Raw genomic sequence first — 26,241 nt, 5'->3', positions numbered from 1 at the left:
TCCCTGGGCCGCCGGGGTTCGGCGACGTCGCCTGATGAAACCACGGGCAAGGCGGAGGTTCCAAGCCCGGCCGCCCCGGAGGTTCCGGTCTCCTCAGGACAGCCGGTCTCTGAAGTCGGCGTAGTCGAACTGGCGCACCAGGCGCAGGGCGTCGGTGTCGCTGTTCCAGAGCGCGATGGCCGGCAGGGGCACACCGTTGAAGGTGTTGGTCTTGACCATCGAATAGTGCGCCTGGTCGAGGAAGGCGATGCGGTCCCCCGGCTGGGGCGCGCTGGCGAACACATAGTCGCCGATGATGTCGCCGGCCAGGCAGGAGGGCCCGCCCAGCCGCACGCTCACGCCCGTCTCCGCCTCGTTCAGCATCGCCGGCCGGTAGGGGGCCTCGATGACGTCGGGCATGTGGCAGGTGGCGGAGATGTCGGTGATCGCCACGGCCATGCCGTTGTCGAAGCTGTCCAGCACCTCCCCCACCAGGATGCCGGCGTCGAGCGCGATGGCCTCGCCGGGCTCCAGATAGACCTCCACCCCGTGCCGCGCGGTGATCCCGCGCAGGAAGCCCACCAGGGCCTCGACGTCGTAGTCGGCGCGGGTGACATGGTGGCCGCCGCCGAGGTTCAGCCACTTCAGCCCCGGCAGCATCCCGGCCAGCTTCGGCTCCAGGGACGCCCAGATGCGCGCCAGGGGCGGAAACCCCTGCTCGCACAGGGCATGGATGTGCAGGCCGTCCACCCCCTCCAGGTGCTCGGGCCGCAGTTGCGAGACCGGGAAGCCCAGCCGCGACCCGGCCTGGCAGGGGTCGTACTTGGCCACCTCCGCCTCGCTGTGTTCGGGGTTCAGCCTCAGGCCGATCTCGAACACCTCGCCCGCCGCCCGCGCCCTGGCGATCAGCGGCGAAAACCGCGCGATCTGGGCCGGTGAATTGAAGATCACCGTGTCCGACAGCTTCAGGATCTCAGGCAGGTCGAGCGCCTTGTAGGCCGGCGCATAGGTGGTGAGTTCGCCGCGATAGTGCTCGCGGGCCAGCCTCGCCTCCCACAGGCCCGAGGCGCAGACCCCGTCCAGATGGTCCCCCACCAGGTCGGCGAGCGCCCACATGGAAAACGCCTTCAGGGCCAGCAGCACCTTGGCGCCGCCCCGGTCGCCCACGTCCCTCAGCACCGCGAGATTTCGCGCCACCGCCGCCTCGTCCACCACGAAACAGGGCGAGGGCGCGCGGGAAAGATCGAACCGGGCGAAGGCGCCCGGACCGCCGGCCTGGGTCTCCATGCCGGTCAGAAGGCCAGCGGCGCCGGCAGGTCCTTGACCTGCCAGGGCAGCCCCTGCCGGTTCAGCTGGTCCATGAACGGGTCGGGATCGAGCTGCTCCATGTTGAACACCCCCTCACCCTTCCACCGGCCCGTCAGCATCAGGGCCGCCCCGATCATGGCCGGAACCCCGGTGGTGTAGCTCACCGCCTGGCTGCCGGTCTCCGCATAGGCCGCCTCATGGTCGCAGATATTGAGGATGTAGACGGTCTTCTCCGTCCCATCCTTCGCGCCTGTGGCGATGACCCCGATATTGGTCTTGCCCTTGGTCACCGGCCCCAGGGACGAGGGCTCGGGCAGGAGCGCTTTGAGGAACTGCAGGGGCACGATCTCGCGCCCCTCGAACATCACCGGGTCGATCCGGGTCATGCCGATATTGGTCAGCACCTCCAGGTGCTTCAGGTACGAATCCCCGAAGGTCATCCAGAAGCGGATGCGCCTGATCTCCGGATAGAACCGGGCCAGCGACTCCAGCTCCTCGTGGTACATCAGGTACATGTTGCGCGGGCCCACCTGGTCGAAGTCGAAGACCTGCTTCTGGGCGAGCGCCGGCCCCTCCACCCAGGCCCCGTTCTCCCAGTGCCGGGACGGCGCGGTGACCTCGCGGATATTGATCTCGGGATTGAAGTTGGTGGCGAAGGGGTGGCCGTGGTCGCCGCCGTTGCAGTCCAGGATGTCCAGGGTCTCGATGCTGTCCAGCAGGTGCTTCTTCGCATAGGTGGCGAACACCGAGGTCACGCCGGGGTCGAAGCCGCAGCCCAGCAGGGCCATCAGCCCCGCGGCCTTGAACCGCTCCTGATAGGCCCACTGCCAGCGGTATTCGAACTTGGCCTCGTCGCGGGGCTCGTAGTTGGCGGTGTCGAGATAGTTCACCCCGGCCGCCAGGCAGGCCTCCATGATCGCCAGGTCCTGATAGGGCAGGGCCAGGTTCACCACCAGGCCGGGCTTCACGGCCTTGATCAGCGCCGTGGTGGCGGCGATGTCGTCGGCGTCCAACTGCGCGGTGTCGATGGCCACGCCGGTGCGCGCCTTCACCGAGGCGGCGATGGCCTCGCACTTGGCCTGGCGGCGGCTGGCCAGGGTGATGTGCGAGAACACATCGGGGTTCATGGCCATCTTGTGGACGGCCACTGAGCCCACGCCGCCAGCGCCGATAACAAGCACCCTACTCATCTGTGCCCCTTCTGACGCGGAACAAGCTTCTGGAAATTGGCCGCCCGACGGCGGCGTTGGCGCGGGAGTATCACGACGACGCCGCGACCGCTAACCACCTGAAACGGCCCAGCTCTGTTTCGGCGCCGGAGCCAAGGCCCGAATCAATGGCCGGCTCCACCCTGTCCTTCCCCCCTGGCGGGAGAAGGACAGCCTAGCCCCCCGGGCAGCTCTGCGTTGCCGCGCCGTAGCGGGCGTGCAGGGCGCGGGTCGCCGCTCCGTCCAGCTCGAGCACCGTCATGGTGTCGTAGTCGCAGTCGGTGAGCACCACCGGCGCGGGATCCCCCAGGGCGCGGGCGATCTGGGTGAGCGTGTTGCTGTGGGCCACGATCAGCACCGTCGCCCCGGCGCGCGCCTGGCGGGCCCGCTCGGCGACCCGCTGGACGTGGGCGGCGTCGCCGCCCTCGAAGCCGATCGGCGTGATCGCCACCCCCGCCGCCTGGGCCGTCGGCTGCGCCGTCTGCTTCGTGCGCTTCAGGGGCGTGGCGATCACCAGGGTCACCTTGGCGCCGGAAAGCGCGCCCGCCAGCGCCTGGGCCCGGGCCTGGCCGGCCGCCGACAGGTCGACGTCGCCGGTCGGGCCGGCCTTCTCCCCGTGGCGCACCAGAACCACCGTCTGGGCCTGGGCCGGCAGGGCGATCGCGGCGGCCGCCAGGGCCGCGAGGAAGGGGCGATGAATCATGGCCTGACCTTAGCGTGAAGTCCGCGAACGCGCCCAGGCTTGCGCATTGCGACCGCATCGCGGAACTCTCCCCGCTTCAGGCACGCGTTCGAGGTCCTCACATGCGTAAGTCCGGCGCCACCAAGGCGCTCTATGCGGGGTCCTTCGACCCCGTCACACGCGGCCACCTCGACATCATCGGCAAGGCCCTGATGACCTTCGACGCCGTCCACGTCGCCATCGGTTTCAATGTCAGGAAGGTGCGCACCTTCGGCGTCGAGGAGAGCGAGCGCCTGATCGTCGATTCCATCACCGAGCTGTGGCCGGAGGCCGCGACAGGACCGGGGAACCTGTTCGGCGGCGCCCTGGAGGTCAGCGAATATACCGACCGCAGCCTGATCGCCTACGCCCACCAGATCGGCGCCACCCACATCGTGCGCGGCCTGCGCGAGGCCAGCGACTTCAATGACGAGTTCAACCTGCACGGCGTGGCTGGACGCATCGACCCCAAGGTCCTGATGGTCCATTTCATCTGCGAGTCCCAGTTCCTCCACGTCTCCTCCAGCACCGCCAAGGAACTGGACGCGGTGGGCGAAGGCATCGGCTGGCTGGTCATGCCCTGCGTCGAGACGGCCTTCGCCGCGCGGCGCGAATTGTTGAGTTGAGGAGCACAGCCATGCGAACCGTGACGGCCCTGACCTGGGGCGTGAAACAGAGCTTCCGCGCCTATGTCGAGGGCGCGGGGGGGACCATCGAGGCCGGCGCCGGCGCCGCCCGCGCGGCCGACGGCGGCTTCACCTTCGCCGCCGCGCCGGACAGCAGCCTGACCCTGGACCCCGAGGGGCGCTTGGCGGGGCGCGGCCTCTTCCTGGGCGAGGTTCAGTTCACCGCCCATGGCGGCATGCTCAAGGTCTCCCTGGTCGACCCCATGCTGGAGATCGGCGAGGCCGGCGCCATCCTCACCGTCGCCGACCACCCCACCCGCACCTATCGGCTGGAAGCCGCGAAACTCGACCTCGCCGCCCCGGCCCCCGATCCCACCGGCGGCCTCATCCTCCCGGCCGCCCTGATGATGTTCGGCACCCAGTGGCTCGGCGACCACTACCCGGCCGGGGCGGCGCTCGATCCGGTGCGGCTGGCGGCTGGCTGACGGGTTACGCCTCCTCCGCCACATATTTCAGGATGTCCCCCGGCTGGCACTGCAGGAAGGCGCAGATGCGCTCCAGTGTGTCGAAGCGGACGCCCTTCACCTTGCCCTGTTTGAGCAGCGAGACATTGGCCTCGGTGATGCCCACGAAGTCGGCCAGGTCCTTGGACTTCGCCTTGCGGGTGGCGAGCATGATGTCGAGGGTCACGACAATGGCCATCGTCAGACGAACTCGGCGTTTTCGCGGGCGAGGCTGGCCGCCCGCGCCATCACCGAGGCGATCACCCATAGGATGGCGGCGGCCAGCAGGTTCAGGACCTGCGCGCCGCTGAGATCGATACTCAGTTCCTTGTGGCCGGGCGGATTGGCGAAGCTGATGGCGAGCGACAGCACCGGCACGGCGATCAGGGCGGCGACCGCGGCCCAGAAGCTCGCCCCCGCATAGGCCCGCAGGCCATCCACCACCTCGCCGGCGAAGAAGTCTCCCCGCACGAAGGCCGCGAGCGCACGCCGCACCCGCAGCAGGCCGTAGCTCAGCAGCAGAGCCGGGACCAGGCAGATCAGCGCCCCGGTCGCCCGCTGCCAGAGGCGTGGCTCACCCCCCATCCACATGTCGGGCAGGATGTCGGGCGGGATCAGCCGCACCAGGGCCAGGGCCTCCCACGATCCAAAGGCCCACAGCGCCGCCACGCCAGCCGGGATGGCGATCGCCAACACCCCGCATCCAGTGGCGCAAAGGGCGGCAACGCCCCGTTCCCGGCCCAGGCCGGCTGTCGTGCTTGCAGACATGTTCACCTCCATATCCGAGACGAGACTGTCGATATAATTATCGAATTGCAATAATTTCTTTTTGTTTTACGGCCACCCGTCGTGTCGAAGCGCCAGCATGAGGCGAGTTGGATTGCGCCTGCCCGACGCCCATGGCCCCATGGCCCTGAACCGCCGCAAGGGCGGACCTGCAGCGGCGGCAAGGGACACCGATGGCGCACTTCCGAAGCTTCTCCACCCCGTACCGCCAGGTCGTCGCGGCCCTGGCCGCCCTGGCCCTGGCCGCCTGCTCGCCCCAGGCGGACACCAAGCCACCCGCCGCCCCCGCCCCGATCGCTCCGGGCGTGCCGTCCGCGCCGCCGCCAGCCCCCACGCCGGCGCCCGCCGCCACGATCGGCGGCGACGGATCGGCCATTGTCCTGAACGCCCTCTCCACCGCCGACCTGCAGGCGGCGTCCCTGAAGGGCGAGCTGCAATGCAGCTTCTCCACCCCCACCGCCTCGCCCCTGCTGGTGGCCACGGGCTTCGTGGCCTCCAAGCAAGCGGCCCAGGGCGTCGTCAAGGTCGGCGACTATGTGGAGCCCGTCACCACCCCCGGCGGCTTTGACGCCATGACCAAGGGCGCGGCCTTCGCGGGCCAGGGCAAGACCGTCACCATCGCCCTGACCGGCGCGGCCCCGGTCGGCGGCGGCGAGTCCCCCGGCTATCCCGCGACCCTCACCTACGACCGCGCCGACGGCGCCCGCCTGGTCCTCACCGGCCTCTGGACCTGCGGGCCGTAGCCGGCCCGCGCGGCTTCGGGATTTGATCTCGAAGCCCGGAAGGCATTCCCCGCAGGTCCGGCGCCCAGTCGCGCCAATTCGCACCTCTGCGCGGCCATGCCGCATCGCGAATCCCTTGTGGGTATGGCCTTATGCGCCTCTACCGACATCCGGGCCGCCAAGGGACCCCCATGCTGAACACGCTGTTTTCGCGCACTGGAGCCGAGTGGGGCTCCGCCGTCCTGGTTTTCGTGGTCAGCCTGCTGGCCGGCCGCTACGCCGCCCAGGGCATGGACGCGATCCAGTGGGCCGGCGCGGCCACGGCGGTGCTGGGTTCGGTGACCGTGGCCGTCTGGGTGCGGATCGCCCCGGTCGCCGCCAAGGTCACGGCCCGCCAGGACGACTGACGCGAAACCAGGCGATCGGGTCTCCTGGCCGCCGCAAGCGTGACCACTCGCCGCAGGCCGACCACATTCCATATTTACCGTGACGGACGACCCTGAGATCGCACGTCAACTGGAGGGCATAGGAGAACCCATGCTCAAATCGATCGCCGCCAGCCTCTCCGCCGAACGCGCCGCCATGGCCTTCGTGATCCTGGCCAGCGCCCTGGTGGGCCGACAGGCCGCGATCGGCATGGACACCGCCCAGGGCCTGTCGGGCCTGGCCGCGATCCTCGGCTCCTCCATGCTGGTGGTGATGGTCCGCACCTGGCCCAAGCCCGAGCGGATCCGGGTCAAGGCCCACCGCGACGACGACTACTCGGCGTAGACGTCGAGGCCGAGCGCGGTCAGCAGCCGGTACTGCTGGCTGGCGTCGATCTTCATGCCCTCGCAGGTGGCCAGGCCTGACAGGTTCAGGCCGCTGACCTCCGCGCCGCGCAGGTCGGCATCAGCGAACTTTGCCCCGCCGGTCAGGGCCTGAAACAGATCACAGTTCCGCATATCTGCGCCGGTCAGGTCGGCCTCCCGCAGGTCGGCTTCCCGCAGCGAGACATTGGTGAGGTCGGCGCCCGCCAGCCGCGCCTGGGCGAGGTCGGCCAGCTCCAGGCTGCAGCCCGAGAACGACACCTGGGTGCGGATCACCTTGCGCCCGAAGGCCCGGCTGAAATCGGCGCCCACGAAGGCCGCGCCCCGCAGGTTGCAGGTCTCGAACGCCGCGCCATAGAGGCTCGACCGCTCGAACCGCGCGAAGGACAGATCACACCGCGTGAAGCGCACCTCATCGAGACCGCAATGGGCGAATGTCGGCCCCTGTTGGCCTTGCGCGAACACGCAGGCCTCGAAGTGCGCGTCACGCAGGTTGGCGCTGGCGAACCGGGAGCCGACGATGCGGCAGCCCTTGAATTTACTGCCTTCCAGCACCGTGTCCGAGAACTGCGCCCCCTCGATGGTGCAGTTCTCGAACACCGCATCGGTGCAGTCCGCGTCGGTCCAGTCGGCCAACGACAGGTCTTCGTCGCTGATGGTCGACCCGGCGTTGAGCTCTCGCGACATTTCCCCAACTCCGCTCATCCCCGCGAAAGCGGGGACCGCTTTTTCCTCGATGAGCTTCTACACCTACATCGTCGCAAGCCAGCGCAACGGGACGCTCTATATCGGCTCGACCGACAATCTTTCGCGACGCAGTTGGGAGCATCGCGAGAAGCTGCGCCCCGGCTTCACCGCCAAGTATGGCGTCTCGATCCTCGTGCACTACGAGGTGTTCGAGACTCGCGACGGCGCCTTCCGCCGCGAGCGGCAGATGAAGAAATGGAACCGGGCGTGGAAGCTCGAGCTGATCGAGCGTTTCAACCCCGCATGGTTGGATCGTTCCGCTGAACTCGTCTGAAACAAAAAAGCCTGGGTCCCCGCTTTCGCGGGGATGAGCGGGATTGGGGTGACTAGTCCGGCGCCACCGGCACCTGGATTTCCCCACCTCCAGCCCGGAATTTGGCGCTCATCTCCGCCATCCCCTCGGCCACGTCGTTCTGCCGGGCGGCCGTCTCGCGGATCTCCTGGCTGATCTTCATGGAGCAGAACTTCGGCCCGCACATGGAGCAGAAGTGGGCGGTCTTGAAGGCCTCCTTGGGCAGGCTCTCGTCGTGGTATTCCCGCGCCGTCTCCGGATCGAGGCCGAGGTTGAACTGGTCCTCCCAGCGGAACTCGAACCGGGCCCGGCTGAGCGCGTCGTCCCAGGCCCGCGCCGTGGGATGGCCTTTGGCCAGGTCGGCGGCGTGGGCGGCGATCTTGTAGGTGATCACCCCCTGCTTGACGTCCTCCCGGTCGGGCAGGCCCAGGTGCTCCTTGGGCGTCACGTAGCAGAGCATGGCCGTGCCGAACCAGCCGATCATGGCCGCCCCGATCCCGCTGGTGATGTGGTCGTAGCCCGGCGCGATGTCGGTGGTGAGCGGGCCCAGGGTGTAGAACGGCGCCTCGCCGCAGACCTTCAGCTGCTTGTCCATGTTGGCCTTGATCTTGTGCATCGGCACGTGGCCGGGGCCCTCGATCATGGTCTGGACCCCATGCTTCCAGGCCACCTGCGTCAGTTCCCCCAGGGTCTCCAGCTCGGCGAACTGGGCCGCGTCATTGGCGTCGGCGATGGACCCCGGCCGCAGCCCGTCCCCCAGGCTGAAGGACACGTCATAGGCCCGCATGATCTGGCAGATGTCCTCGAAGTGCTCGTAGAGGAAGTTCTCCTTGTGGTGGGCCAGGCACCACTTGGCCATGATCGAGCCGCCCCGGCTGACGATCCCGGTCACCCGCTTGGCGGTCAGCGGCACATAGGACAGCCGCACCCCGGCATGGATGGTGAAGTAGTCCACCCCCTGCTCGGCCTGCTCGATCAGGGTGTCGCGGAACACCTCCCAGGTCAGGTCCTCGGCGACCCCGTCCACCTTCTCCAGGGCCTGGTAGATCGGCACCGTCCCGATGGGCACGGGGCTGTTCCGGATGATCCAGTCGCGGATGTTGTGGATGTTGCGGCCGGTGGAGAGGTCCATGACCGTGTCGGCCCCCCAGCGGATGGCCCAGACCATCTTGTCCACCTCGTCGGCCACGGTGGAGAGCACCGCGGAGTTGCCGATATTGGCGTTGATCTTCACCAGGAAGTTCCGGCCGATGGCCATCGGCTCCAGCTCGGTGTGGTTGATGTTGGCCGGGATGATGGCGCGGCCCCGGGCCACCTCGGAGCGCACGAACTCCGGGGTGCAGACGTCCGGGATCTCGGCCCCGAAGTCCTCGCCGTCGCGGATGAAGCCGTCGCCCTCGCCGCGGCGCAGGTTCTCGCGGATGGACACGTACTCCATCTCCGGGGTGATGATCCCGCGCCGGGCGTAGTCCATCTGGGTGACGCAGCCGGCGCCCTTGGCGCGGTAGACCCGGCGCGGGGCCGTGAAGGCCGGCGCCAGGTGCGCGCCCGCCGCGCCGCCGTTGTCCTCGGGCTTCACCGCCCGAGGCTCGGCCACCACCTCGACGTCGCCCCGGGACACCACCCAGGGCTCGCGGGTCTTCGGCAGCCCCCTGTCGATATCGATGCGGGCGGCGGGATCGGTATAGGGACCGGAGGGATCATAGATCGTCACCGGCGGCTCATTGGCGCTGGGGTGGACCGCCACCTCGCGGAAAGGGACCCGGATGTCGGGCCACAGCACGCCGGCCTGATAGACCTTGCGCGAACCGGGCCGCTCCCCAGTGGGGATGGCGCCATTGCTGGGGACGGGGGTCTGGATGTTCATGCGCGGGCTCCTGCCTTGGTAAGGAGACCCGGACGTGTCGCGCAGAGTGGTCGTGCGGTGGCCCGCGTTCCCTCCCTTCGCCGGCATGACCCGGATCAGGTTCGGCGGGTCGCGGGGACGAACCCGCCTCTCAGCCGCTGCGGCGACTCCCCGGAGAAGCCCTCACGCTAGCTGAGGCGCCCGACAAATGCCATCCTGGGGTGCTGATCTTCCGTCACCCGCAAGGATCGCCCATGACCCGCCTCCTCCCCCTGCTGCTCGCCGTCACAGCCCTGAGCGCCGCCGCGCCCGCCCTGGCCGCCGATCCCGCCCCGGCCCGGCAATGCTTCCGCGTCAGCCAGATGAACGGCCACACCGTCGGCGACCCCAAGACCCTCTATGTCGGGGTGGCCCGCAAGGACGTCTACCGGATCGACATGGCGGGGGCCTGCCTGGCCGGGGCCAATTTCGGCGACCCCCTGGTGATCGAGAGCCGCGGCAACGACTTCATCTGTCAGCCCATCGACCTGGACCTGAAGGTGGCCGGCGCCATCGGCCTGTCGCCCTGCATCGTCAACAAGATCACCAAGCTGACCCCGGCCCAGATCGCCGCCCTGCCCCCCAAGCTGAAGCCCTAAGCGTCTCGCGAAGCCCGCGCCGGCCGTGCTAGGCAGGGGTTCGAGGAGACCTCCATGCATCTGGCCCGCTTCCCCCGCGCCCGCTTCGCGCACCTGCCCACGCCGCTGGAGCCCATGCCCCGCCTGAGCGCGGCCCTGGGCGGCCCCGAACTGTGGGTCAAGCGGGACGACTGCACGGGCCTGGCCGGGGGCGGCAACAAGACCCGCAAGCTGGAATTCCTGCTGGGGGACGCCCTGGACCAGGGCTGCGACACCCTGGTGACCCAGGGCGCCGTGCAGTCCAACCACGTGCGCCAGACCGCGGCCGCCGCCGCCCATTTCGGCCTGGGCTGCGAGATCATCCTGGAGGAGCGGACCGGTTCCAAGGCCGTCGACTACAACACCTCGGGCAACGTCCTGCTGGACCGCCTGCTGGACGGCAAGCTGCGAAGGGTCCCGGCCGGAACCGACATGACCGCCGCCCTGGCGGAGGTGGCCGAGGAGGTCCGCGCCCGCGGCGGGATTCCCTATGTCATCCCAGGCGGCGGCTCCAACGCCATCGGCGCGCTCGGCTATGTGGACTGCGCCATCGAACTGGTGCGCCAGGCCGACGAGCAGGGGATCGTCATCGACCGCATCGTCACCGCCACCGGCAGCGCCGGCACCCATGCCGGGCTGGTGGCGGGTCTGGCATTGATGGGCGCGGATATTCCCATCCTGGGCGTCGGGGTCCGCGCGCCCAGGGACGTGCAGGAGGCCAATGTTCACAAGCTGGCGGTGGAGACCGCGACCCTGCTGGGCCACCCCGACCGCGTCACCCGCGAGATGACCGTCGCCAACTGCGACTATGTCGGCGCGGGCTACGGACTGATCGACGAGGCGGTGATCGAGGGCCTGAAGCTGGTGGCCCGCACCGAGGCCCTGCTGCTGGACCCGGTCTACACCGGCAAGGCCATGAAGGGCCTGATCGCGCTCAGCAAGGCCGGCGCCTTCCAGGACGAGACGGTGGTCTTCCTGCACACCGGCGGCGCCCAGGGCCTGTTCGGCTACGCCTCGGAACTGGAAGGAAACCTGGAATGAGCCTCGTCCTCGGCGTCCTCGGCGGCATGGGTCCGGCCGCCACCCTCGACTTCCTCGCCAAGCTCCAGGCCTTCACCCCGGTGAAGTCGGAGAAGGATCACATCCGGGTCATCGTCGACATCAACCCCCAGGTGCCCGACCGCAACGATCCCTTCGCCAAGCCCGGACCGGTCCTGGCCGAGATGGCCGGCGCCCTGCACGGGGCCGGGGCCGAGGTCCTGGCCATCGCCTGCAACACCGCCCACGCCCACGCCGATCTGATCACCCGGGCCTCGGGCCTGCCGCTGATCGACATGATCCAGACGACGTCGCATGCCGCGCGCGATACCGGCGCCCGGCGGGCCGGGGTCCTGGGCACCAAGCAGGCCATCCGGCTCTATCGCGAATATCTCGCCGCCCAGGGCATGGGCCTGGTGACCCTGCCCGCCGAGGCCCAGGAGGGGTTCATGACCCTGCTTGCCAAGATCAAGGCCGGCGACCTCGGTCCGGGGGTGCGCCAGGCCATGGCCGACCTGGCCGAGATCCTGGTGGCCGAGGGCGCCGAAGCCGTCATCGCCGGCTGCACCGAGGTCCCCCTGGTGCTCTCGCCCAAGGACGTCCGCAAGCCGCTGCTGGACGCCGGCGAACTGCTCGCCAAGCGCTGCGTGGACGTCTGCCTGGGCTACGAGCCCGTGCCGGTTCTTGAGACCTGACGCGCGGCCTAGAGGCGCGACGCGCTGAAGGTGTCGCAGGACGCCGGATCGCCGTTCTGCACGCCGGCCCGGAACCAGCGCATCCGCTGCTCGCTGGTGCCGTGGGTGAAGGCGTCGGGCATGACCCGGCCCTGGGACTGCTTCTGCAGGGTGTCGTCCCCCACGGCGGCGGCGGCGCGCAGCCCGTCCTCCACATCCTTGGGATCGAGCGCCACCTGGCCGCCGGAGGCCTCGGAGGCCCGCGCCGCCCAGACCCCGGCATAGCAGTCGGCCTGCAGTTCCAGCCGCACCGAGCCTGAGTCCTGCCCCCGCGCGCCATACTGCTTGGCCTTGTCCATCTGGCCGGTGAGGTTCTGGACGTGGTGGCCGATCTCGTGGGCGATCACATAGGCCCGCGCCGCGTCGCCCTGGGCGCCGAAGCGGCCTGAAAGCTCCTGCCAGAAGGCCAGGTCCAGATAGACCTTGCGGTCCTGCGGACAGTAGAACGGCCCCATGGCCGATTGGCCCATGCCGCAGCCGGTGCCGGTGGCGCGGTCATAGATCACCACCCCCGCCGGCGGATCATAGCTGCGATTGGAGGCCTTGAAGACCTGGCCCCAGACGTCGCTGGTGGAGGTCTCGATGACGTCGACGAACTGGGCGTCGGCGTCCTGGGGCGTGCCGCGCACCCCCTCCTGCTGCTGCGCTTCGCCGCCGGCCTGGTTGACCACGCTGAGGGTCGTCGAGGGATCGATGCCGAAGACGAAATAGCCGATGGCCGCCAGGACCAACCCGCCGATGCCGACCCCGCCGACCGCCACCGGGCCGAGGCCCCGGCGATCCTCGATGTTCCCGCCGCGCCGTCCGCCTTGCCAACGCATAGCCGTCTCCTGAAACCCTGGCGACCTCAACGCGCCATTCCCGCCAAGGATGCCGCCGAATGGTGAGGCTGTCAGCTAGCGGTGGGACTGCTAGCCCTACCGACGGTTTTCGGCCGCGGCGCGGACCCGGGCGTTGGAGGCGGCCATCCAGGCGTCGATGTTGGAGGGCAGCAGGCTGGCCGCCGGATTGGGCGTCGGCCGGGCGTCGTCGGGGTGCAGGCGGATCGTGGCGCGCTGGGCTTCCAACTCGCGCAGACGCGCTTCGGTCTGCTGGCGGGCTTCCAGGGCGTTGAGCTGGTTCTCCAGCGCCACCGCCCGCTGATTGGCCAGCTGCTGCTGCCGCCAGAGATCGAAGTCCCGGGCGGCCCAGCCGGTGTCCTGCGCCGACGCGGCCGTGGCGAAGACGGCGGAGAGGGCGAGAGCTGAAAGCAGGAGACGCATACCGATCAGAACGCGTGGGGACCCGGCCGGGTCCCCATCCCTATCGCCGCGAGACGCTGAAGCGGGTGAGCTGCTCCCGAGGGGCGGCCCATTCGGGCTGCATCTCCAGGGCCTTCTGGTAGTCGAAATAGGCGGACTTGGCGTCGTCCAGACCCTCATAGGCCAGGGCGCGATTGTAATAGGCCTTGGCTGGCTCCTGCACCCCCAGCTCCAGCCCCTTGTTGAGGTCGGGCAGGCTCTCGGCGTAGCGCCGCTGGCCGATGGAGGCCGCGCCGCGGTTCACGTAGGCCTCGCCCATGTCGGCCTTGAGCTTCACCGCCTGGTCGAAGTCGCGGGTGGCCTCCGGATAGGCCCCGCGCCGCAACTTGAGGACGCCGCGGTTCACCAGGGTCCCGGCCCGGTCGCGGGCGTTCATGAACTCGGTGTCCAGGGCGTCGGTGCAAAGCTTCTGGAACTTGACGTCGCTCTCCCCGCCGACCGCGGCCTGGGAGCAGGCCTGGGCCAGACCTCCGCCGATCACGGTGACCGCGGCCTGGGCCGAGCCCGCCACGCAGGCCAGCGCCAGGGCGCCCGCCATCGATACTGTCCTGAACATGCCTGGCCTCCTCGCCTGGAGTCGGCCCCGGAGCGCGCGAGGCCCTCGCGGAACCTGACTTCATGGCGAGACTCTTCCCGTAACAAGGGTCTGTCAACGCAGGCTTTCTGCAAGCCGCCGGCGGTCAGGCGCGGCGGAAGCGGCGGGTCTCGCGCAGCAGGATGTAGACGCTGCTGCCGGCCACGACGAGGGCGCCGGCCAGGGTCGCGAGCCTGGGGGTCTCGCCCCAGACCAGGAAGCCGATGAGGCTGGCCCAGACCAGCTGGGTGTAGTCGAAGGGCGCCACCACGGCCACCGGCGCCCGCCGGATCGCCTCGGTAAGGAAGAGCTGTCCCACCCCGCCCAGCAGGCCGGCCAGGATCAGCAGGCCAAGCGTCGGCAGGTCCGGAATCACCCAGCCGAAGGGCAAACTCGCCAGCCCCAGAACCATGCCCGCCAGGGTGAAGTAGAAGACGATCGTGGCGCCCGGCTCGGTGCGGCCGATCTCGCGGATGGCGATCATGGCGCCCGCCGAGCCGACGGCGGCCACCAGGGCGAAGATCGTCCCCTTCACGGCCATGTGGGCCGGGTCGGGATGGATCATGATCAGTACGCCGGCCAGGCCGACGACGACGGCGCCCCAGCGGTGCAGCCCCACGGTCTCCTTCAGGATCACCGCCGACATGGCGGTCATGAACAGGGGGGCGGAGAAGGAGAGCGCGGTGGATTCGGTCAGCGGCAGCAGGCTGACCGCGGTGAACCCGCAGACCATGCCGGTCAGGCCGACGGTGGAGCGCATCAGGTGGCCCAGCGGCCGCTTGGTCCTCAGCACCGAGAAGCCGCTGGTGCGGGAGATGTAGAGCAGGACCGGAACGAAGGCGAAGGCGTTGCGGAAGAAGATGATCTCCAGGACCGGCACGCCGCGGCTGGAGCACCACTTCACCAGCGCCGCCAGGCCCGCCATGCAGACCATGGCCGCCACCCGCAGGGCGATCCCCAGGCCGTTGCGCTGGACGGTCAGGTGCGCGGGCGGGGGGTTGGCGGTCATGAGTGAGGCCATAGGCGGTTCGGTCCGGCCGCGCCATCCCGTGCGGCGACAGGACGCCCGTCCGCGGCGATGTCAGCTTCCGGTGGGCCGCAGGATGAGGCCCGCCGCCGCCAGGTCGTTCACGAAGCCCTGGGTCATCTCGAAGGTCTGGATCACCCCGCGCTTGAAACCCTCGCGGGCATGGACCTCGGCGGGCACCACCAGGCCGCGGTCGGGTTTCCGCCGGCAGATCCCGGCGTCGATCAGCTTGTGCGCGTGGCGGCGGGCGGTCTCGTAGGGCAGGCTCAGCTCGCGGGCCAGGTTGTTGATGCTGACGGTCTTCCTCAGCTCGTCGGGCGGAATCTCGTCGACGCCGCTGAAGGTCGCGGCCAGGGCCGGGTCGAGGGTCACATGCAGGGTGTTGGCCCGCACGACGGCCAGGAACATCAGGCCCTCCACCAGCTGCAGATCCATGTTGGTCATCAGCAGTTCGACGGCGTCGAGGAAATAGGCGCTCGACAGCCTCACCACCTCGCGCGGCAGGTAGGCCATCTTCTCGGCGGCGCCGGGCGCGGGCCCGCAGGTGGGCGTGACGCCCGCGTCGGCCAGGGCCTGGACGAAACGCACCGTCGCCTGGAAATTCGTCCGCACCGCGGCGCGGACGTTCTCGCGGTCGTTCACCTCGGCCGGGACCACGACCCCGCCGTCGCCGCCGCGGACGCACAGGCCGGCCGCCAGCAGCTTGCCGATATGGCGCCGCGCGGTCTCGTAGGGCAGGTGCAGTTCACGGGCGACGGCGTAGACGCTCACCGGCCGCCGCAGCGCCTCGGGCGGCAGGTCGCCGGGCTCGAAATAGGCCGCGGCCAGGCCGGGCTCACCGAGCAGATGCCGAACATTGGCCCGCACGATGGCCAGGAAGATCACCCCGGTCACCAGATCGGCGTCGATGGAGGTGGTGATGATCTGGCTGGCGGACAGGAAGAAGTCGCCGCCGAGGCGCATCACGTGGCGGCTGACGTCATTGGGAACGGCCGGGGCGTCCGCTTCGGGCATCGAGATCCTGATTGGCCCCTGGTCCGCGAACCAAGGATGCGACATTCCTCACAGTACGGAACACCTACGCCACCAGATGCAAATGCCACGCTTTGACAACGAAATAAACCGGCGCCCCCGCCCGGCAAGATTGGTCATGCGTCCGCCACACGCCGGCGCTATGGTGACTTTCATGTTCCCGCCGCGACACTATCCCACGCCCGCCGCCAAGTGCGCCGACCTGGTCGTGCACGTCGCCGGCCTGACCTTCGCCCTCATTGGCGGCGGCATCCTGCTGGGGCTCTCGGTGAAGATCGGCACCTTGGGTCAGGTGGCCGCGGTGGCGGTCTACAGCCTGGCCATGGTGGCGATGCTGGCCCTGTCCACGGCCTACAACTTCGCCAAGCCCACCTGGCGGCCCCTGCTGCGCCGCTTCGATCACGCCGGCATCTTCCTTATGATCGCCGGCTCCTACACCCCCTTCACCACCCAGAACCTGACGGGCGCCTGGTCCATCGCCATGACCACCGCGGTCTGGAGCCTCGCCACCCTCGGCATCGTCGGGAAGCTGTTCCTACCGGGCCTGGGCCGCCGCTTCTGGGTCGGCCTCTACCTGGCGCTCGGCTGGCTGGTGCTGGTGGCGATCAAGCCGATGGTGGACGGTCTGTCCTGGGTGGCCCTGCTGCTGCTGGCCCTGGGCGGCGCCATCTATTCCACCGGCGCGGTCTTCTACCTGCTGGAGCGGCTGAAGTTCCGCCGCGCCATCTGGCACGGCCATGTGGTGGGCGGGGCGGTCCTGCAGTACGTCGCCGTGCTGATGGGCGTGGTCCTGGCCCAGCACTAGGCCCTAGGACGCGACGCCCTTCACGATCCGCACGGTGATCGGCTCCCCCGTGACCGCCTTGGCCCGCCAGCGCTCGCCGGACGGCAGGGCGGTGCAGTAGGAGAAGGGCACGGCGCGCGGCTTGGCCTGCTTCAGGCACACCCGATCCCCCCTCAGGGTCCACTTGCCGCTGGACGGCGTGCGGTGACGACCCTTGGCGTCGTAGGTCCCATCCCTCTTGAGCCACAGCAGACCCGTGCGGCCGTCCGGGTAGGTGGACACCACCGTATTGCCAAAGGCCCGCGCCAAGGGCGTGGACTCCGCGGCGAGGGCCGCCGCGGGCGCGACCACCAGGCAAAGGGCGGTAAGGACGATCAGGTGTTTCATCAGGGCGTCAGAACAGCAAAAGCCGGCGGAAGGGCGGCGAGCGGAAAATACCCGGCCGTGACGCCGGTTCCCCCGGCCCGGTGACCGTGTCCGAAATCGGCCAGACGCGCGCAGCGCCCCGCCCCATGTTCCGGCCTGGTTTTCAACCCCGATCGAGAGCTCCGGCCATGGCCACCGTCCACAAGGAAGTCATCATCAACGCCCCGGCCGACAAGGTCTGGGCCGCCATCGCCGACGTCGGCGCCCTGCACACGCGCCTGGTCCCCGGCTTCGTGGTGGACACCGTGCTGGAGGGCGAGGTCCGCACCGTCACCTTCGGCAACGGCATGACCGCGCGGGAGACCATCATCGACATCGACCATGCCGAGCGCCGCTTCGCCTACAGCGTCGCCAGTCCCCGGCTCACCCAGCACAGCGCCTCGAACCAGGTGTTCCCGGCTGGCGAAGGCCGCTGCCGCTTCGTCTGGATCGCCGACGTCCTGCCCCACGCCGCCGCCGACACCATGGGCCCGATGATGGCCCAGGGCGCCGAGGTCCTGAAAAGGACCCTTGAGGCCGACTGACGTCGGGTCATCCTTTTCGGCCGCACCCGATGGGTCCATGCTCGCTCAGGTTGGGTCCGCAGGCGCGGCCGTGAATGACGTCTGCGTGGAACCTCGACGGAGGGCGGACGATGCATGATCTGGTGATCCGGAACGGGCGCGTGGTGGACGGCGCCGAGACCCCGGCCTTCGCGGCCGATATCGCCATCGACAACGGCAAGATCACAGCGATTGGAAAAATCACCCAGCCAGGACGTCGCGAGATCGACGCCGGCGGCCTGATCGTCACGCCGGGCTGGGTCGACATCCACACCCACTATGACGGCCAGGTGACCTGGGACCCCTACCTCGCCCCCTCGAGCTGGCACGGGGTGACCACGGCGGTGATGGGCAACTGCGGCGTCGGCTTCGCACCGGTCCGCCCCGACCGCCACGCCTGGCTGATCGAGCTGATGGAAGGCGTCGAGGACATCCCCGGCGCGGCCCTGTCCGAAGGCATCAACTGGACCTGGGAGACCTTCCCCGAATACCTGAACAGCCTGGAGGGCCAGCCCCGGGTGATCGATGTGGCGACCCAGGTGCCGCACGGCGCGGTGCGGGCCTATGTCATGGGCGAGCGCGGCGCCCGCAACGAGCCCGCCACCGCCGCCGACATCGCCGAGATGTCGCGGATCGTCGGCGAGGGCGTGGCGGCGGGAGCGCTCGGCTTCTCCACCTCGCGCACCATGCTGCACCTGGCCAAGGACGGCGAACCGGTGCCCGGCACCTTCGCCGCCGAGGACGAGCTGCTGGGCATCGGCCGGGCCATGGGCGAGGCTGGCCACGGCGTCTTCGAGATGGCGTCCGACATGGCGCCGGCCGAGGACGAGTTCAACTGGATGCGGTCGCTGTCGGCCGAGACCGGCGTGCCGGTCACCTATGGCCTGCTGCAGTCGCCGGTGAAGGCCGACGGATGGCGGCGGCTGCTGCAACTGACGGAAGAGGCTCGCGCCGAGGGCGCCCAGATCACTGCCCAGATCGCCTGCCGCCCCACCGGCATGGTGCTGGGCTGGCAGAGCACGGTGCATCCCTTCATCGGCCGCGACACCTACCGCCAGCTGGCCGCCCTGCCCTTCGCCGAGCGCATCGTCCACCTGCGCGATCCCGAGGTGCGGGCCAAAATCCTGGCCGAACCGTCCCGGCCCATGGGCGCCATCGGCATGATCCTCACCCAGGGCTTCGACCGCATGTTCCGCCTGGAGCACGAGAGCGGCCTGGACTACGAGCCCCGCGCCGAGGACTCCATCGCGCATCTGGCCAAGACCACCGGCCAGGCGCCCGACGCCATCGTCTACGACATGCTCATGGAGAAGGACGGCCGCGGCTACATCTACCTGCCGCTGCTGAACTATGCCGAGTTCAACTTCGACCACATCCACGAGATGATGAACCACCCCAACACGGTGCTCAGCCTCTCGGACGGCGGGGCCCACTGCGGGGTGATCTGCGACGCCAGCTTCCCCACCTACATGCTGACCCACTGGGTCCGCGACCGCTCCCGTGGCGAGCGCCTCTCCCTGGAGAAGGTGGTCTCCATGCAGACCCGCGACACCGCCCGTCTCTACGGCCTGCACGATCGCGGGACCCTGGCGCCCGGCATGAAGGCCGACCTCAACCTGATCGACTTCGAGAAGCTGGCGATCCTGGCGCCGGAGATGGCCTTCGACCTGCCCGCCCAGGGCCGGCGCCTGATCCAGCGCGCCCGGGGCTATGTCGCCACCATCGTCGACGGCGTGGTCACCTTCGAGAACGGCGAGGCCACCGGCGAAATGCCCGGCAAGCTGATCCGCGGCCCCCAGTACGCGCCCATGGCGCAGGCGGCGGAGTAGTCAGGCCCCTAGCCGCGCTTTCAGCGCGTCGCGGTGACGGCGGCTGAGCCTGAGCTCGGTCCCGTCGGCCAGCCGCACGGTGGCGTCGCCGTTGGCCAAAGGCTCGACCTTCCGCACTCGATCCACGGCGACGATGGACCGGCGGTGGATGCGGACGAACCGGGCCGGATCCAGCTGGGCGGCCAAGCGCTCCGACGTCTCCCTCATCAGGTGGACGCCGTCTGCCGCGTGGAGGGCCTGATAGTTGCCCTGGGTCTCGATCCAGCCGACCTGGTCCAGGTCCAGCAGGGTGACGCGGCCGCGTTCCCGGATCGTCAGCTGTCGCAGCCAGACGACCTCGACCGGCGCCGGCCGTAGCCGCTGAGCCACCTGGATCAGGGCCAGGAACAGCGAGAGACAGAAGACCAGCAGCAGGGTGTTGGCCACGAGTTCCTCGCGCACCTCGGCCACGGACGGCGCGGCCTGCTGCTCAAGGACCCAGGCGGCCAGCACGCAGGACACCAGGATCAAGAAGGGCGCGAGGATCAGCACGCCGGCGGCCTGCCGTGCGATGTTGAGCGCGCCGTCCGCCGGATAGCGCCGCGCCAAGACCAGCAGCACTGGCGTCACCGAGGCCCCCAGCAGGCCGGCGCAGACCAGCCTCAAGGCTTCGCGTCCCCACTCCCAGGACGCGCCCGCCGCCTGGGCCGCCGCCAGATTGCCCGGCGCCAGCACGCTCATGAAGACCAGCCAGTAGACGAAGGCCGCGGCGGTCCAGCGAAGCAGGTCTGAGGGTGGGCGGAGCGACGGAGACATGACGCCCGACTGTGGCCACGCCCGGTCGCCGTCGTCCAGATCAGCCAAGCTTTGTGACGAACCGGCCGTGGGCTGGGACCGGCCGGTCTTACCGCGCCTCCGGCCAGGCCTCACCCTCATGGGCGACCACGAGGACCTGCCCATGATGATCTGGAAGACCGCCCTTGCCGCCGCCGTGAGCCTGCTGTTCGCCGCCTCGGCCCTGGCCGCCGCCCCGACCGCGCGGACCGAGACGGGCGTCGTGCGCGGGGTGACGACCGGCGAGGTCAGCGCCTATCTCGGCCTGCCCTACGCCGCCCCACCAATCGGCCCGCTACGCTGGCGCCCGCCTCAGCCCGCCAAGCCGTGGTCATCCCTCCGGCCGGCCACGAGCTTCGCCCCAGCCTGTCTGCAGACCGGCGTCTCCATGCCCGGCGAGACACCGCCGAAGACGAGCGAGGATTGCCTCTATCTGAACGTCTGGGCCCCGGCCCACCCGCCCGAGGGCGGGGCGGCCGTGATCGTCTGGATCCATGGCGGCGGCTATGCCAACGGCGCGACGGCCATGCCGCTCTACGCAGGCGACCGGCTGGCGCGGAAGGGCGTGGTGGTGGTCAGCCTGGCCTATCGCCTCGGCCCGCTCGGATTCCTCGCCCATCCCGCGCTCAGCGCCGAAGGCGGCGGCACCTCCGGAAACTACGGCCTGATGGATCAGATCGCCGCCCTCGAATGGGTCCACCGCAACATCGCCGCCTTTGGAGGCGACCCTGGAAACGTCACCATCGCCGGCCAGTCGGCAGGCGCCATGTCGGTCAGCCTGCTGATGGCCTCCCCCCGCGCCAAGGGCCTGTTCCAGCGCGCCATCGGCCAGAGCGGCGGGGTGTTCGAACCCCTGCAGTTGGCGCCCGGCTATCAGCTTCCCCAGGCCGAAAAGGATGGGGTCGGCTATGCCGCCTCCGTGGGCGCCAAATCCCTGGCCGACCTGCGCGCCCTGCCGGCCGAAAGGCTGCTGGGAGGTGGGACCGGCAAGGTCACCCATCCGGTCATTGAGCCGGCTGTCCTGCCCCGCTCGCCCTATGACGCCTTTGTCGCCGGCCGGCAGAACAGCGTGCCGATCCTGGTGGGCTACAACGCCGAAGAGGCCCGATCGCTCGCCGACGTCAGCAAGGTTAGCGCGGCGACCTTCGCCGCCGACCTGAGCCGCGCCTGGGGACCGCTGCCGCCCGGCATCGTCGCGGCCTATCCCTTCACCACCGACGACGAAGCCCGTCATGCGCGGATCGCCCTGGAGACCGATCTGAGGTTCGGCTGGGACATGTGGGCCTGGGCGCGGCTCCAGGCCAAGGCCGGGCAGCCCGTCTATTTCTACCGCTTCGACCGGGCGCCGCCCTTCCCCGCCGGGACCCGCGCCGGGTGGGGCGCCAGCCACTTCGCCGAGCTCTGGTACATGTTCGACCAGCTGGACCAGGAACCCTGGGCCTGGACGCCCGCCGACCGTCGGCTTGCGGACGCCATGTCGAGCTACTGGGTGAACTTCGCCAGGACCGGGAACCCCAACGGACAGAACCTACCGAGCTGGCCGGCCTTCACCCTGGCGCAAGGAAACATGCTCAGCCTCGGCGACTCCATCGTGGCCAGCCAGCCGCCCGTCCCGGCGCCCATCCAGGCCTTCGACGCCACCTATGGCGCCGTGCGCGGAAAGCCCTTCGGGCGCTAGGCCGCTTCCAGCAGGGCCATGGTCCCCTGGCCGCCGTCGGCGCAGATGCTGACGATGGCGCGCTCGCCCTTGGGGCGGCTCGCCAGTTCCTTGACCGCCTGGCTGAGGATGCGGGCGCCCGTCGCGCCGAAGGGGTGGCCGAGCGCCAGGCTGCCGCCGTTCGGATTGACCCGCTCCCGGGGGAAGGCGCCCATCGGGGCGGTGACGCCGGCCTTGGTCGCGAGGAAGTCCGGGCTCTCCCAGGCCCTGATGTGGGCCAGGACCTGGGCGGCGAAGGCCTCGTGGATTTCCCACAGCCCGATGTCGCCATAGGTCAGGCCGTTGCGGGCCAGCAGGCGCGGCACGCCATAGGCCGGCGCCATCAAGAGGCCCTCGTGGGCCAGGTCGATGGAGGTCACCTCATAGTCCACGAGCCTCACGCGCGGTATCGTATCGGGCAGCCGCTTGAGACCTGCTTCCGAGGCGACCCACAGCCCCGCCGCGCCGTCGGTGAAGGGCGAGGAATTGCCAGCCGTTAGCGTGCCCTTGCCGCTGGAGCGGTCGAAGGCCGGCGGCAGCTTGGCGAGCTTCTCCGGCGAGGTATCCTTGCGCGGGATGGTGTCGCGGGTCGCCTCGCCCGCCGGGATCACCAGGTCGTCGAAGAAGCCCCGCGCCCAGGCGGCGACGGCGGTCTGATGGCTGGCCAGCGCCACGGCGTCCTGGTCGGCGCGGGTCAGCGCCCACTCCTTGGCGGTGATCTCCGTGTGCTCCCCCATGCTGAGCCCCGTCGTGCGATTTGCGACGCGCGGGATGAACAGGCGCAGGTCCGACAGCTTCAGCTGTCCCAGGGCCTTGAACCGGTCGCCGAGGCTGCGCGCCTGCTGCACCGCGCGGATGCGGTCCGACAGCGGGATCGAGAGCCCGATATGGATGTGGCTCATGCTCTCCACCCCGCCCACCAGCGCCAGGTCGCGGCCCCGCCCGTCGATCATGCCGGCGGCCTCGAAGGCCGCCGCCATGCTCGTCGAGCAGGCCATGATGGTGGAGAAGGCCGGGATGGTCGGGTCGACGCCGGAGTCCAGCAGCACCTCTCGGGCGATGTTGCTCCAGGTCAGGTTGGGGATCACCGTCCCCCAGACCGCGAAGTCGGGCCGCCCGCCAGCGAGGTGGCCCACCATGTGCTTCACCACCGGGACCGAGAGCGCGATGGCGTCGAGCCGCGCCAGCTGCGCGTCGATCTTTGCGAACGGGGTGCGGACCCCCGCGGCGAGCCAGATGTCGGGTTTGGCGGTCATGGCGAAGCTCCGGGTCGGGACACCCTAGATGGGCGTCACCTCACCAGACACCAGGGCGCTGCTTGGCGCCTAGCCGATATGCCCGCCGGCCTTGGCCCAGGTGAGGAAGTGCTCGGGCCAGTGGGAGGCCGACGAGCCTTCGGGCGCCCGCAGGCCGAAGCCGTGGGCGCCGCTCTCATAGACGTGCAGGGCGGCCGGAACACCGAAGGCCCGCAGCTCCTGGAACGGCTGGATCGAGTTGGCCATCGGCACGCGCTGATCATCAGCGGCGTGGAAGAAGAAGGTCGGCGGCGCAGCCTTGGTCAGGCCCTTGAACATGTTCTCCCGCGGCCCCTTGGGGACGTTCATGTAGGCATAGCCCAGGCACATGAAGCTGGGCGTCGCGTCCAGCTGGTCGGCGGCGTCCACCGGCGGATAGAGGGCCTCAGTCGCGCGGGTCGCCAGCGCCGCGGCGATGGTCCCGCCCGCCGAGAAGCCCATGATCCCCACCCGCTTGGCGCCGGTCGCCTGGACCAGCAGGCGCAGGGCGCGCTGGGCGTCCTGCACCGGAGCGTCCTCGCCCGCGTCCCAACCATCTCCGGGCAGGCGGTACAGCAGGGCGCCGGCGGCGATCCCGCTATCGGCCAGCCAGCGGCAGACCTCCTCCCCCTCCTTGTCGAACACCACCCGGTTGAAGGCGCCGCCGGCGATCACCAGCATGGCGGTGTCGGTCTTGGTCTTCGGCCTGTGCAGGCTGAATCGCGGTCTGGTGATCCCGGAGATGTCGCGGCCGATCTGGCCCTTGTCGACGACCTCCGTGGCCTTCTCGGTCACCGTGACCTTGGAGCCGCCCGGCGCGCCGCCCGGCCACAGTTCGATCATCTGGCCCTCGCTGGGCTTGGCGGCGGCCTTGGCCGTCGAGGCGCCCATCAGGGCGGAGGTCAGCAATCCAGCGGCCAACAGGCCACGGCGATCGGTGTCGGTCATCAAGCTACTCCTGGAGCTGGCCAAGGCCGGCGAACAGCGCCGCATCGGGCGAGCCGTCACGATAGAAGACCGGCGGATAGCCCAGTTCCGAGACAACCGTGATCGCCGCGCCGCCCGCCTGTTTCTTGCCGGTCCAGGCGTTTACCCAGGCCGCGCCGGCCGGCAGGTAGACCTCCCGCTCGGTCTTGCCCTCCTCGATCACCGGGGCCACCAACAGGTCCGCGCCATAGAGGTATTGGGTCTGGTCGGCATAGGTCGCGGGATCCTCCTGGAAATGCAGGAACATCGGCCGCTGCAGCGGCAGGCCGGTGGCCGCCGCCTCCGCCGACAGCCGCGCCACATAGGGGGCGAGGTGGCGGTAGATCCGCGTCATCCGCGCGAAGTGGGCCAGGACCTGGGGATCGCCGTCCAGCTGCAGGTTCTCGTCGGGGCGGTTGCCCTCGTGGGAGCGCATCACGGGGGTGAAGGCCGCCATCTCCGACCAGCGCATCAGCAATTCGGCCGTGCGGACATTGCCGAACAGGCTCGTATACCCGCCGATGTCGCTGTGGTGGTAGGCGTTGCCCAGCAGGCCCGAGGACAGCGCCCCGCAGATCACCGTGCCCAGGCCGTCATGGCGGCTGAAGTCCACGCACTGGTCGCCGGCCCACAGCAAAGGGCAATGGGCCTGGACCCCGGTGAAGCCGGCCCGCAGGAAGAACAGGGCCTCGCCGGTCTGGCCGCGCTTGGCGACCGCCCGCGCATTGACCGCCGCCCAGAGGGTCGGCCAGGCGTTGTGCATCAGCATGCCGTCGACGCCGTTGGCCAGCTTGACGTCGGTGGGCAGGTATTCGCCGAAGTCGGCCATCCAGCCCGAGAGGCCGAAGTCCAGCATCTGGCGGCCGATGATCTCGTCTTCGAACCAGTCGCAGGCCTCGGGGATGGTGAAGTCGACGACGCCGCAGTCGAACTCGCCGAAGTCGACGATGTAGGGACCGGCGCCGTCGAGGGTGAGCGCCAGATAGCCCTTGGCCCTGGCCACCTCATAGAAGCTGCCGTCCACCGCCAGGTAGGGGTTCACATAGCCCAGGAAGCGGATGCCCTTGGCCCGCAGCTCGCCGATCTGGGTGTCGAGGTTGGGATAGCGCTTGGGATTCCACTTCCAGTCCCAGAACAGGCGCTTGCCGAAGGAGGTGACGCGCAGGCCCACCCAGTCCTCGCACCAGAGGCCGGCGACGGCGACCCCGGCGTCCAGGAAGGTCTGCAGGCGGTCGAAGCTCGCCGCCCCCTGCTTGAGACCCACGATGGCGCCCTCCAGCACCCAGGCCGGAAGCTGCGGCTGGCGGCCGAAACGCTCGGACAGGAGGCCGACGATCTCGACGAAGCTGTCGCGCGCCCAGACCTCGATCCTGGCCGGGATCTCCCAGACCTCGATCTCGTGGAAGCCGTCGTGGCGGAAGTCGAAGACGCTGTAGGCCGTGGTGTCGACGTGCAGGGCGTACCGCCGCGACGAGACATAGGTGGGCTGCGGATAGTTGGTGTTGAAATAGTCCCCGCCCGCGCCGGCGAGATCGGCCTGCAGGGTGATCATCCGGGTCTTGTCGCGTCCGACCCCCGGCTCGGAGGTCCAGAGCGGAAAGCGTCGGCCGCGCAGGTCGAAATAGGACATCTGCTCACCCCCGCCCCAGACGTGCTCACCGGCCTCGGCGGCCAGGCGGATCCAGAAGCGGTTCAGGCCGGGATCGGCGGCGCTAAACGCCATCGCGCCGCCGTCCACCGTCATGGTCAGGACCGGAGCCTCGCCGGCGTGGGGCGAGAAGGCGATGGTCACCGTGTCGCCAGCTCGGGTGACGGCCGCCGCCCGCAGGCCGATCCGCTCCACCAGGTAGTCGGAGATCTTGAAGTTGCCCCGCAGCATGGCGACCTCCGGCTCCCCGCGCCCGACGAAGAGGCAGGGCGCCCCGGTGTCATGGCGCAGGATCACCCGCCCGGCCTCGACCACGTCAAAGCCCGAGGGGCGCTCGACTACCTGCATGCAGAC

Annotated in this window: 30 protein-coding genes and 1 riboswitch; of the genes, 13 read left to right on the top strand and 17 right to left on the bottom strand. The window is 69.6% G+C overall.

Translation table 11 applies throughout. The features are described from left to right. Window positions 1-93 precede the first annotated feature (93 nt). The 3 genes from ACO06I_RS22540 to ACO06I_RS22530 all read right to left on the bottom strand — a co-directional run bounded on the left by ACO06I_RS22540 (window position 94) and on the right by ACO06I_RS22530 (window position 3,198). Window positions 94-1,266, bottom strand: a complete 1,173-nt coding sequence (locus tag ACO06I_RS22540; RefSeq protein WP_421934859.1) for a carboxynorspermidine decarboxylase — start codon at window positions 1,264-1,266, stop codon at window positions 94-96. A 5-nt stretch (window positions 1,267-1,271) separates the two neighbouring features. After that, complete coding sequence (locus ACO06I_RS22535) at window positions 1,272-2,477, bottom strand: saccharopine dehydrogenase family protein (protein ID WP_421934858.1); 1,206 nt, start codon at window positions 2,475-2,477, stop codon at window positions 1,272-1,274. A gap of 193 nt (window positions 2,478-2,670) precedes the next feature. Then, window positions 2,671-3,198, bottom strand: a complete 528-nt coding sequence (locus tag ACO06I_RS22530; protein ID WP_421934857.1) for a phosphoglycerate mutase family protein — start codon at window positions 3,196-3,198, stop codon at window positions 2,671-2,673. Window positions 3,199-3,299: 101 nt separating this feature from the next. Here ACO06I_RS22530 and coaD point away from each other — a divergent pair, with 101 nt between their 5' ends. Continuing rightward, window positions 3,300-3,842, top strand: a complete 543-nt coding sequence (coaD, locus tag ACO06I_RS22525; protein ID WP_421934856.1) for a pantetheine-phosphate adenylyltransferase — start codon at window positions 3,300-3,302, stop codon at window positions 3,840-3,842. Window positions 3,843-3,853: 11 nt separating this feature from the next. After that, the gene (locus ACO06I_RS22520) at window positions 3,854-4,327 is read left to right on the top strand and encodes an HtaA domain-containing protein (protein WP_421934855.1); all 474 of its coding nucleotides are present in this window, start codon (window positions 3,854-3,856) and stop codon (window positions 4,325-4,327) included. Between the two features lie 4 nt (window positions 4,328-4,331). Here ACO06I_RS22520 and ACO06I_RS22515 read toward each other — a convergent pair whose 3' ends face one another. Both ACO06I_RS22515 and ACO06I_RS22510 read right to left on the bottom strand, forming a co-directional pair. Continuing rightward, window positions 4,332-4,544: a helix-turn-helix domain-containing protein gene (locus tag ACO06I_RS22515; RefSeq protein ID WP_421934854.1), complete on the bottom strand. Its 213-nt coding sequence runs from the start codon at window positions 4,542-4,544 to the stop codon at window positions 4,332-4,334. Window positions 4,545-4,546: 2 nt separating this feature from the next. After that, complete coding sequence (locus ACO06I_RS22510) at window positions 4,547-5,038, bottom strand: DUF2975 domain-containing protein (protein WP_421934853.1); 492 nt, start codon at window positions 5,036-5,038, stop codon at window positions 4,547-4,549. Between the two features lie 266 nt (window positions 5,039-5,304). Here ACO06I_RS22510 and ACO06I_RS22505 point away from each other — a divergent pair, with 266 nt between their 5' ends. The 3 genes from ACO06I_RS22505 (at window position 5,305) to ACO06I_RS22495 (ending at window position 6,624) form a co-directional block, all read left to right on the top strand. Continuing rightward, complete coding sequence (locus tag ACO06I_RS22505; RefSeq protein ID WP_421934852.1) at window positions 5,305-5,874, top strand: hypothetical protein; 570 nt, start codon at window positions 5,305-5,307, stop codon at window positions 5,872-5,874. Window positions 5,875-6,044: 170 nt separating this feature from the next. Continuing rightward, entirely contained in the window at window positions 6,045-6,260 is a 216-nt protein-coding gene (locus ACO06I_RS22500; protein ID WP_421934851.1) for a hypothetical protein, read from the top strand. 130 nt (window positions 6,261-6,390) lie between these two features. Then, window positions 6,391-6,624: a hypothetical protein gene (locus ACO06I_RS22495; RefSeq protein WP_421934850.1), complete on the top strand. Its 234-nt coding sequence runs from the start codon at window positions 6,391-6,393 to the stop codon at window positions 6,622-6,624. Here the strand turns inward: ACO06I_RS22495 and ACO06I_RS22490 are convergent. After that, window positions 6,612-7,349: a pentapeptide repeat-containing protein gene (locus ACO06I_RS22490; RefSeq protein ID WP_421934849.1), complete on the bottom strand. Its 738-nt coding sequence runs from the start codon at window positions 7,347-7,349 to the stop codon at window positions 6,612-6,614. The genes ACO06I_RS22495 and ACO06I_RS22490 overlap by 13 nt on opposite strands. Before the next feature lie 49 nt (window positions 7,350-7,398). On the opposite strand from ACO06I_RS22490, the gene ACO06I_RS22485 reads away from it, so the two are divergent. After that, entirely contained in the window at window positions 7,399-7,683 is a 285-nt protein-coding gene (locus ACO06I_RS22485) for a GIY-YIG nuclease family protein (protein ID WP_421934848.1), read from the top strand. A gap of 52 nt (window positions 7,684-7,735) precedes the next feature. Here ACO06I_RS22485 and thiC read toward each other — a convergent pair whose 3' ends face one another. Beyond that, window positions 7,736-9,568, bottom strand: a complete 1,833-nt coding sequence (thiC, locus tag ACO06I_RS22480; protein WP_421934847.1) for a phosphomethylpyrimidine synthase ThiC — start codon at window positions 9,566-9,568, stop codon at window positions 7,736-7,738. 55 nt (window positions 9,569-9,623) lie between these two features. Beyond that, window positions 9,624-9,731: riboswitch (TPP riboswitch) on the bottom strand. Window positions 9,732-9,801: 70 nt separating this feature from the next. On the opposite strand from thiC, the gene ACO06I_RS22475 reads away from it, so the two are divergent. From ACO06I_RS22475 to ACO06I_RS22465, 3 genes are read left to right on the top strand one after another with little or no spacing between them, the layout of a single operon-like run. Further along, entirely contained in the window at window positions 9,802-10,185 is a 384-nt protein-coding gene (locus ACO06I_RS22475) for a DUF6491 family protein (RefSeq protein WP_421934846.1), read from the top strand. Window positions 10,186-10,239: 54 nt separating this feature from the next. Next, window positions 10,240-11,244 carry a D-cysteine desulfhydrase gene (locus ACO06I_RS22470; protein WP_421934845.1) on the top strand — a complete coding sequence of 335 codons (1,005 nt, stop codon included), beginning with the start codon at window positions 10,240-10,242 and terminating at the stop codon, window positions 11,242-11,244. After that, on the top strand, window positions 11,241-11,936 hold the full coding sequence (locus ACO06I_RS22465) for an aspartate/glutamate racemase family protein (protein WP_421934844.1): 696 nt from the start codon (window positions 11,241-11,243) through the stop codon (window positions 11,934-11,936). Before ACO06I_RS22470 ends, ACO06I_RS22465 begins: the two co-directional genes overlap by 4 nt. 8 nt (window positions 11,937-11,944) lie before the next feature. On the opposite strand, the gene ACO06I_RS22460 is transcribed toward ACO06I_RS22465, so the two are convergent. The 5 genes from ACO06I_RS22460 to ACO06I_RS22440 all read right to left on the bottom strand — a co-directional run bounded on the left by ACO06I_RS22460 (window position 11,945) and on the right by ACO06I_RS22440 (window position 15,891). Continuing rightward, window positions 11,945-12,796 carry a neutral zinc metallopeptidase gene (locus tag ACO06I_RS22460; RefSeq protein WP_421934843.1) on the bottom strand — a complete coding sequence of 284 codons (852 nt, stop codon included), beginning with the start codon at window positions 12,794-12,796 and terminating at the stop codon, window positions 11,945-11,947. A gap of 96 nt (window positions 12,797-12,892) precedes the next feature. Beyond that, window positions 12,893-13,237, bottom strand: coding sequence for a hypothetical protein (locus ACO06I_RS22455; protein ID WP_421934842.1), 345 nt, complete (start codon window positions 13,235-13,237; stop codon window positions 12,893-12,895). Between the two features lie 40 nt (window positions 13,238-13,277). Beyond that, a complete protein-coding gene (locus ACO06I_RS22450) occupies window positions 13,278-13,832 on the bottom strand; it encodes a tetratricopeptide repeat protein (protein ID WP_421934841.1) in 555 nt (184 codons plus the stop codon). Between the two features lie 124 nt (window positions 13,833-13,956). Then, window positions 13,957-14,859 carry a DMT family transporter gene (locus ACO06I_RS22445; protein WP_421934840.1) on the bottom strand — a complete coding sequence of 301 codons (903 nt, stop codon included), beginning with the start codon at window positions 14,857-14,859 and terminating at the stop codon, window positions 13,957-13,959. Between the two features lie 72 nt (window positions 14,860-14,931). Next, complete coding sequence (locus ACO06I_RS22440) at window positions 14,932-15,891, bottom strand: hypothetical protein (RefSeq protein WP_421934839.1); 960 nt, start codon at window positions 15,889-15,891, stop codon at window positions 14,932-14,934. A 136-nt stretch (window positions 15,892-16,027) separates the two neighbouring features. On the opposite strand from ACO06I_RS22440, the gene trhA reads away from it, so the two are divergent. Then, entirely contained in the window at window positions 16,028-16,714 is a 687-nt protein-coding gene (trhA, locus tag ACO06I_RS22435; protein ID WP_421934838.1) for a PAQR family membrane homeostasis protein TrhA, read from the top strand. Window positions 16,715-16,717: 3 nt separating this feature from the next. On the opposite strand, the gene ACO06I_RS22430 is transcribed toward trhA, so the two are convergent. Continuing rightward, a complete protein-coding gene (locus ACO06I_RS22430) occupies window positions 16,718-17,080 on the bottom strand; it encodes a hypothetical protein (RefSeq protein WP_421934837.1) in 363 nt (120 codons plus the stop codon). A gap of 167 nt (window positions 17,081-17,247) precedes the next feature. On the opposite strand from ACO06I_RS22430, the gene ACO06I_RS22425 reads away from it, so the two are divergent. Then, the gene (locus tag ACO06I_RS22425; protein ID WP_421934836.1) at window positions 17,248-17,643 is read left to right on the top strand and encodes an SRPBCC family protein; all 396 of its coding nucleotides are present in this window, start codon (window positions 17,248-17,250) and stop codon (window positions 17,641-17,643) included. A 110-nt stretch (window positions 17,644-17,753) separates the two neighbouring features. Next, entirely contained in the window at window positions 17,754-19,490 is a 1,737-nt protein-coding gene (locus tag ACO06I_RS22420; protein WP_421934835.1) for an N-acyl-D-amino-acid deacylase family protein, read from the top strand. Here the strand turns inward: ACO06I_RS22420 and ACO06I_RS22415 are convergent, their stop codons facing one another. Continuing rightward, on the bottom strand, window positions 19,491-20,285 hold the full coding sequence (locus ACO06I_RS22415; RefSeq protein ID WP_421934834.1) for a LytTR family DNA-binding domain-containing protein: 795 nt from the start codon (window positions 20,283-20,285) through the stop codon (window positions 19,491-19,493). Between the two features lie 118 nt (window positions 20,286-20,403). On the opposite strand from ACO06I_RS22415, the gene ACO06I_RS22410 reads away from it, so the two are divergent. Further along, window positions 20,404-21,981: a carboxylesterase/lipase family protein gene (locus ACO06I_RS22410; protein WP_421934833.1), complete on the top strand. Its 1,578-nt coding sequence runs from the start codon at window positions 20,404-20,406 to the stop codon at window positions 21,979-21,981. Here the strand turns inward: ACO06I_RS22410 and ACO06I_RS22405 are convergent. From ACO06I_RS22405 to ACO06I_RS22395, 3 genes are all read right to left on the bottom strand, one after another. Beyond that, window positions 21,978-23,255 (bottom strand): acetyl-CoA C-acyltransferase, encoded by a 1,278-nt coding sequence (locus tag ACO06I_RS22405; RefSeq protein ID WP_421934832.1) that lies wholly within the window; start codon window positions 23,253-23,255, stop codon window positions 21,978-21,980. The genes ACO06I_RS22410 and ACO06I_RS22405 overlap by 4 nt on opposite strands. A gap of 69 nt (window positions 23,256-23,324) precedes the next feature. Next, on the bottom strand, window positions 23,325-24,221 hold the full coding sequence (locus ACO06I_RS22400) for an alpha/beta hydrolase (RefSeq protein ID WP_421934831.1): 897 nt from the start codon (window positions 24,219-24,221) through the stop codon (window positions 23,325-23,327). A 4-nt stretch (window positions 24,222-24,225) separates the two neighbouring features. After that, on the bottom strand, window positions 24,226-26,235 hold the full coding sequence (locus ACO06I_RS22395; RefSeq protein WP_421934830.1) for an alpha-glucosidase: 2,010 nt from the start codon (window positions 26,233-26,235) through the stop codon (window positions 24,226-24,228). Window positions 26,236-26,241: the final 6 nt, after the last annotated feature.

The organism is Phenylobacterium sp., from assembly GCF_965229015.1.
Lineage (GTDB): Bacteria > Pseudomonadota > Alphaproteobacteria > Caulobacterales > Caulobacteraceae > Phenylobacterium.
Note: the sequence above shows the minus strand (reverse complement) of the source record. Positions and strands in the feature narration are given on the sequence as shown.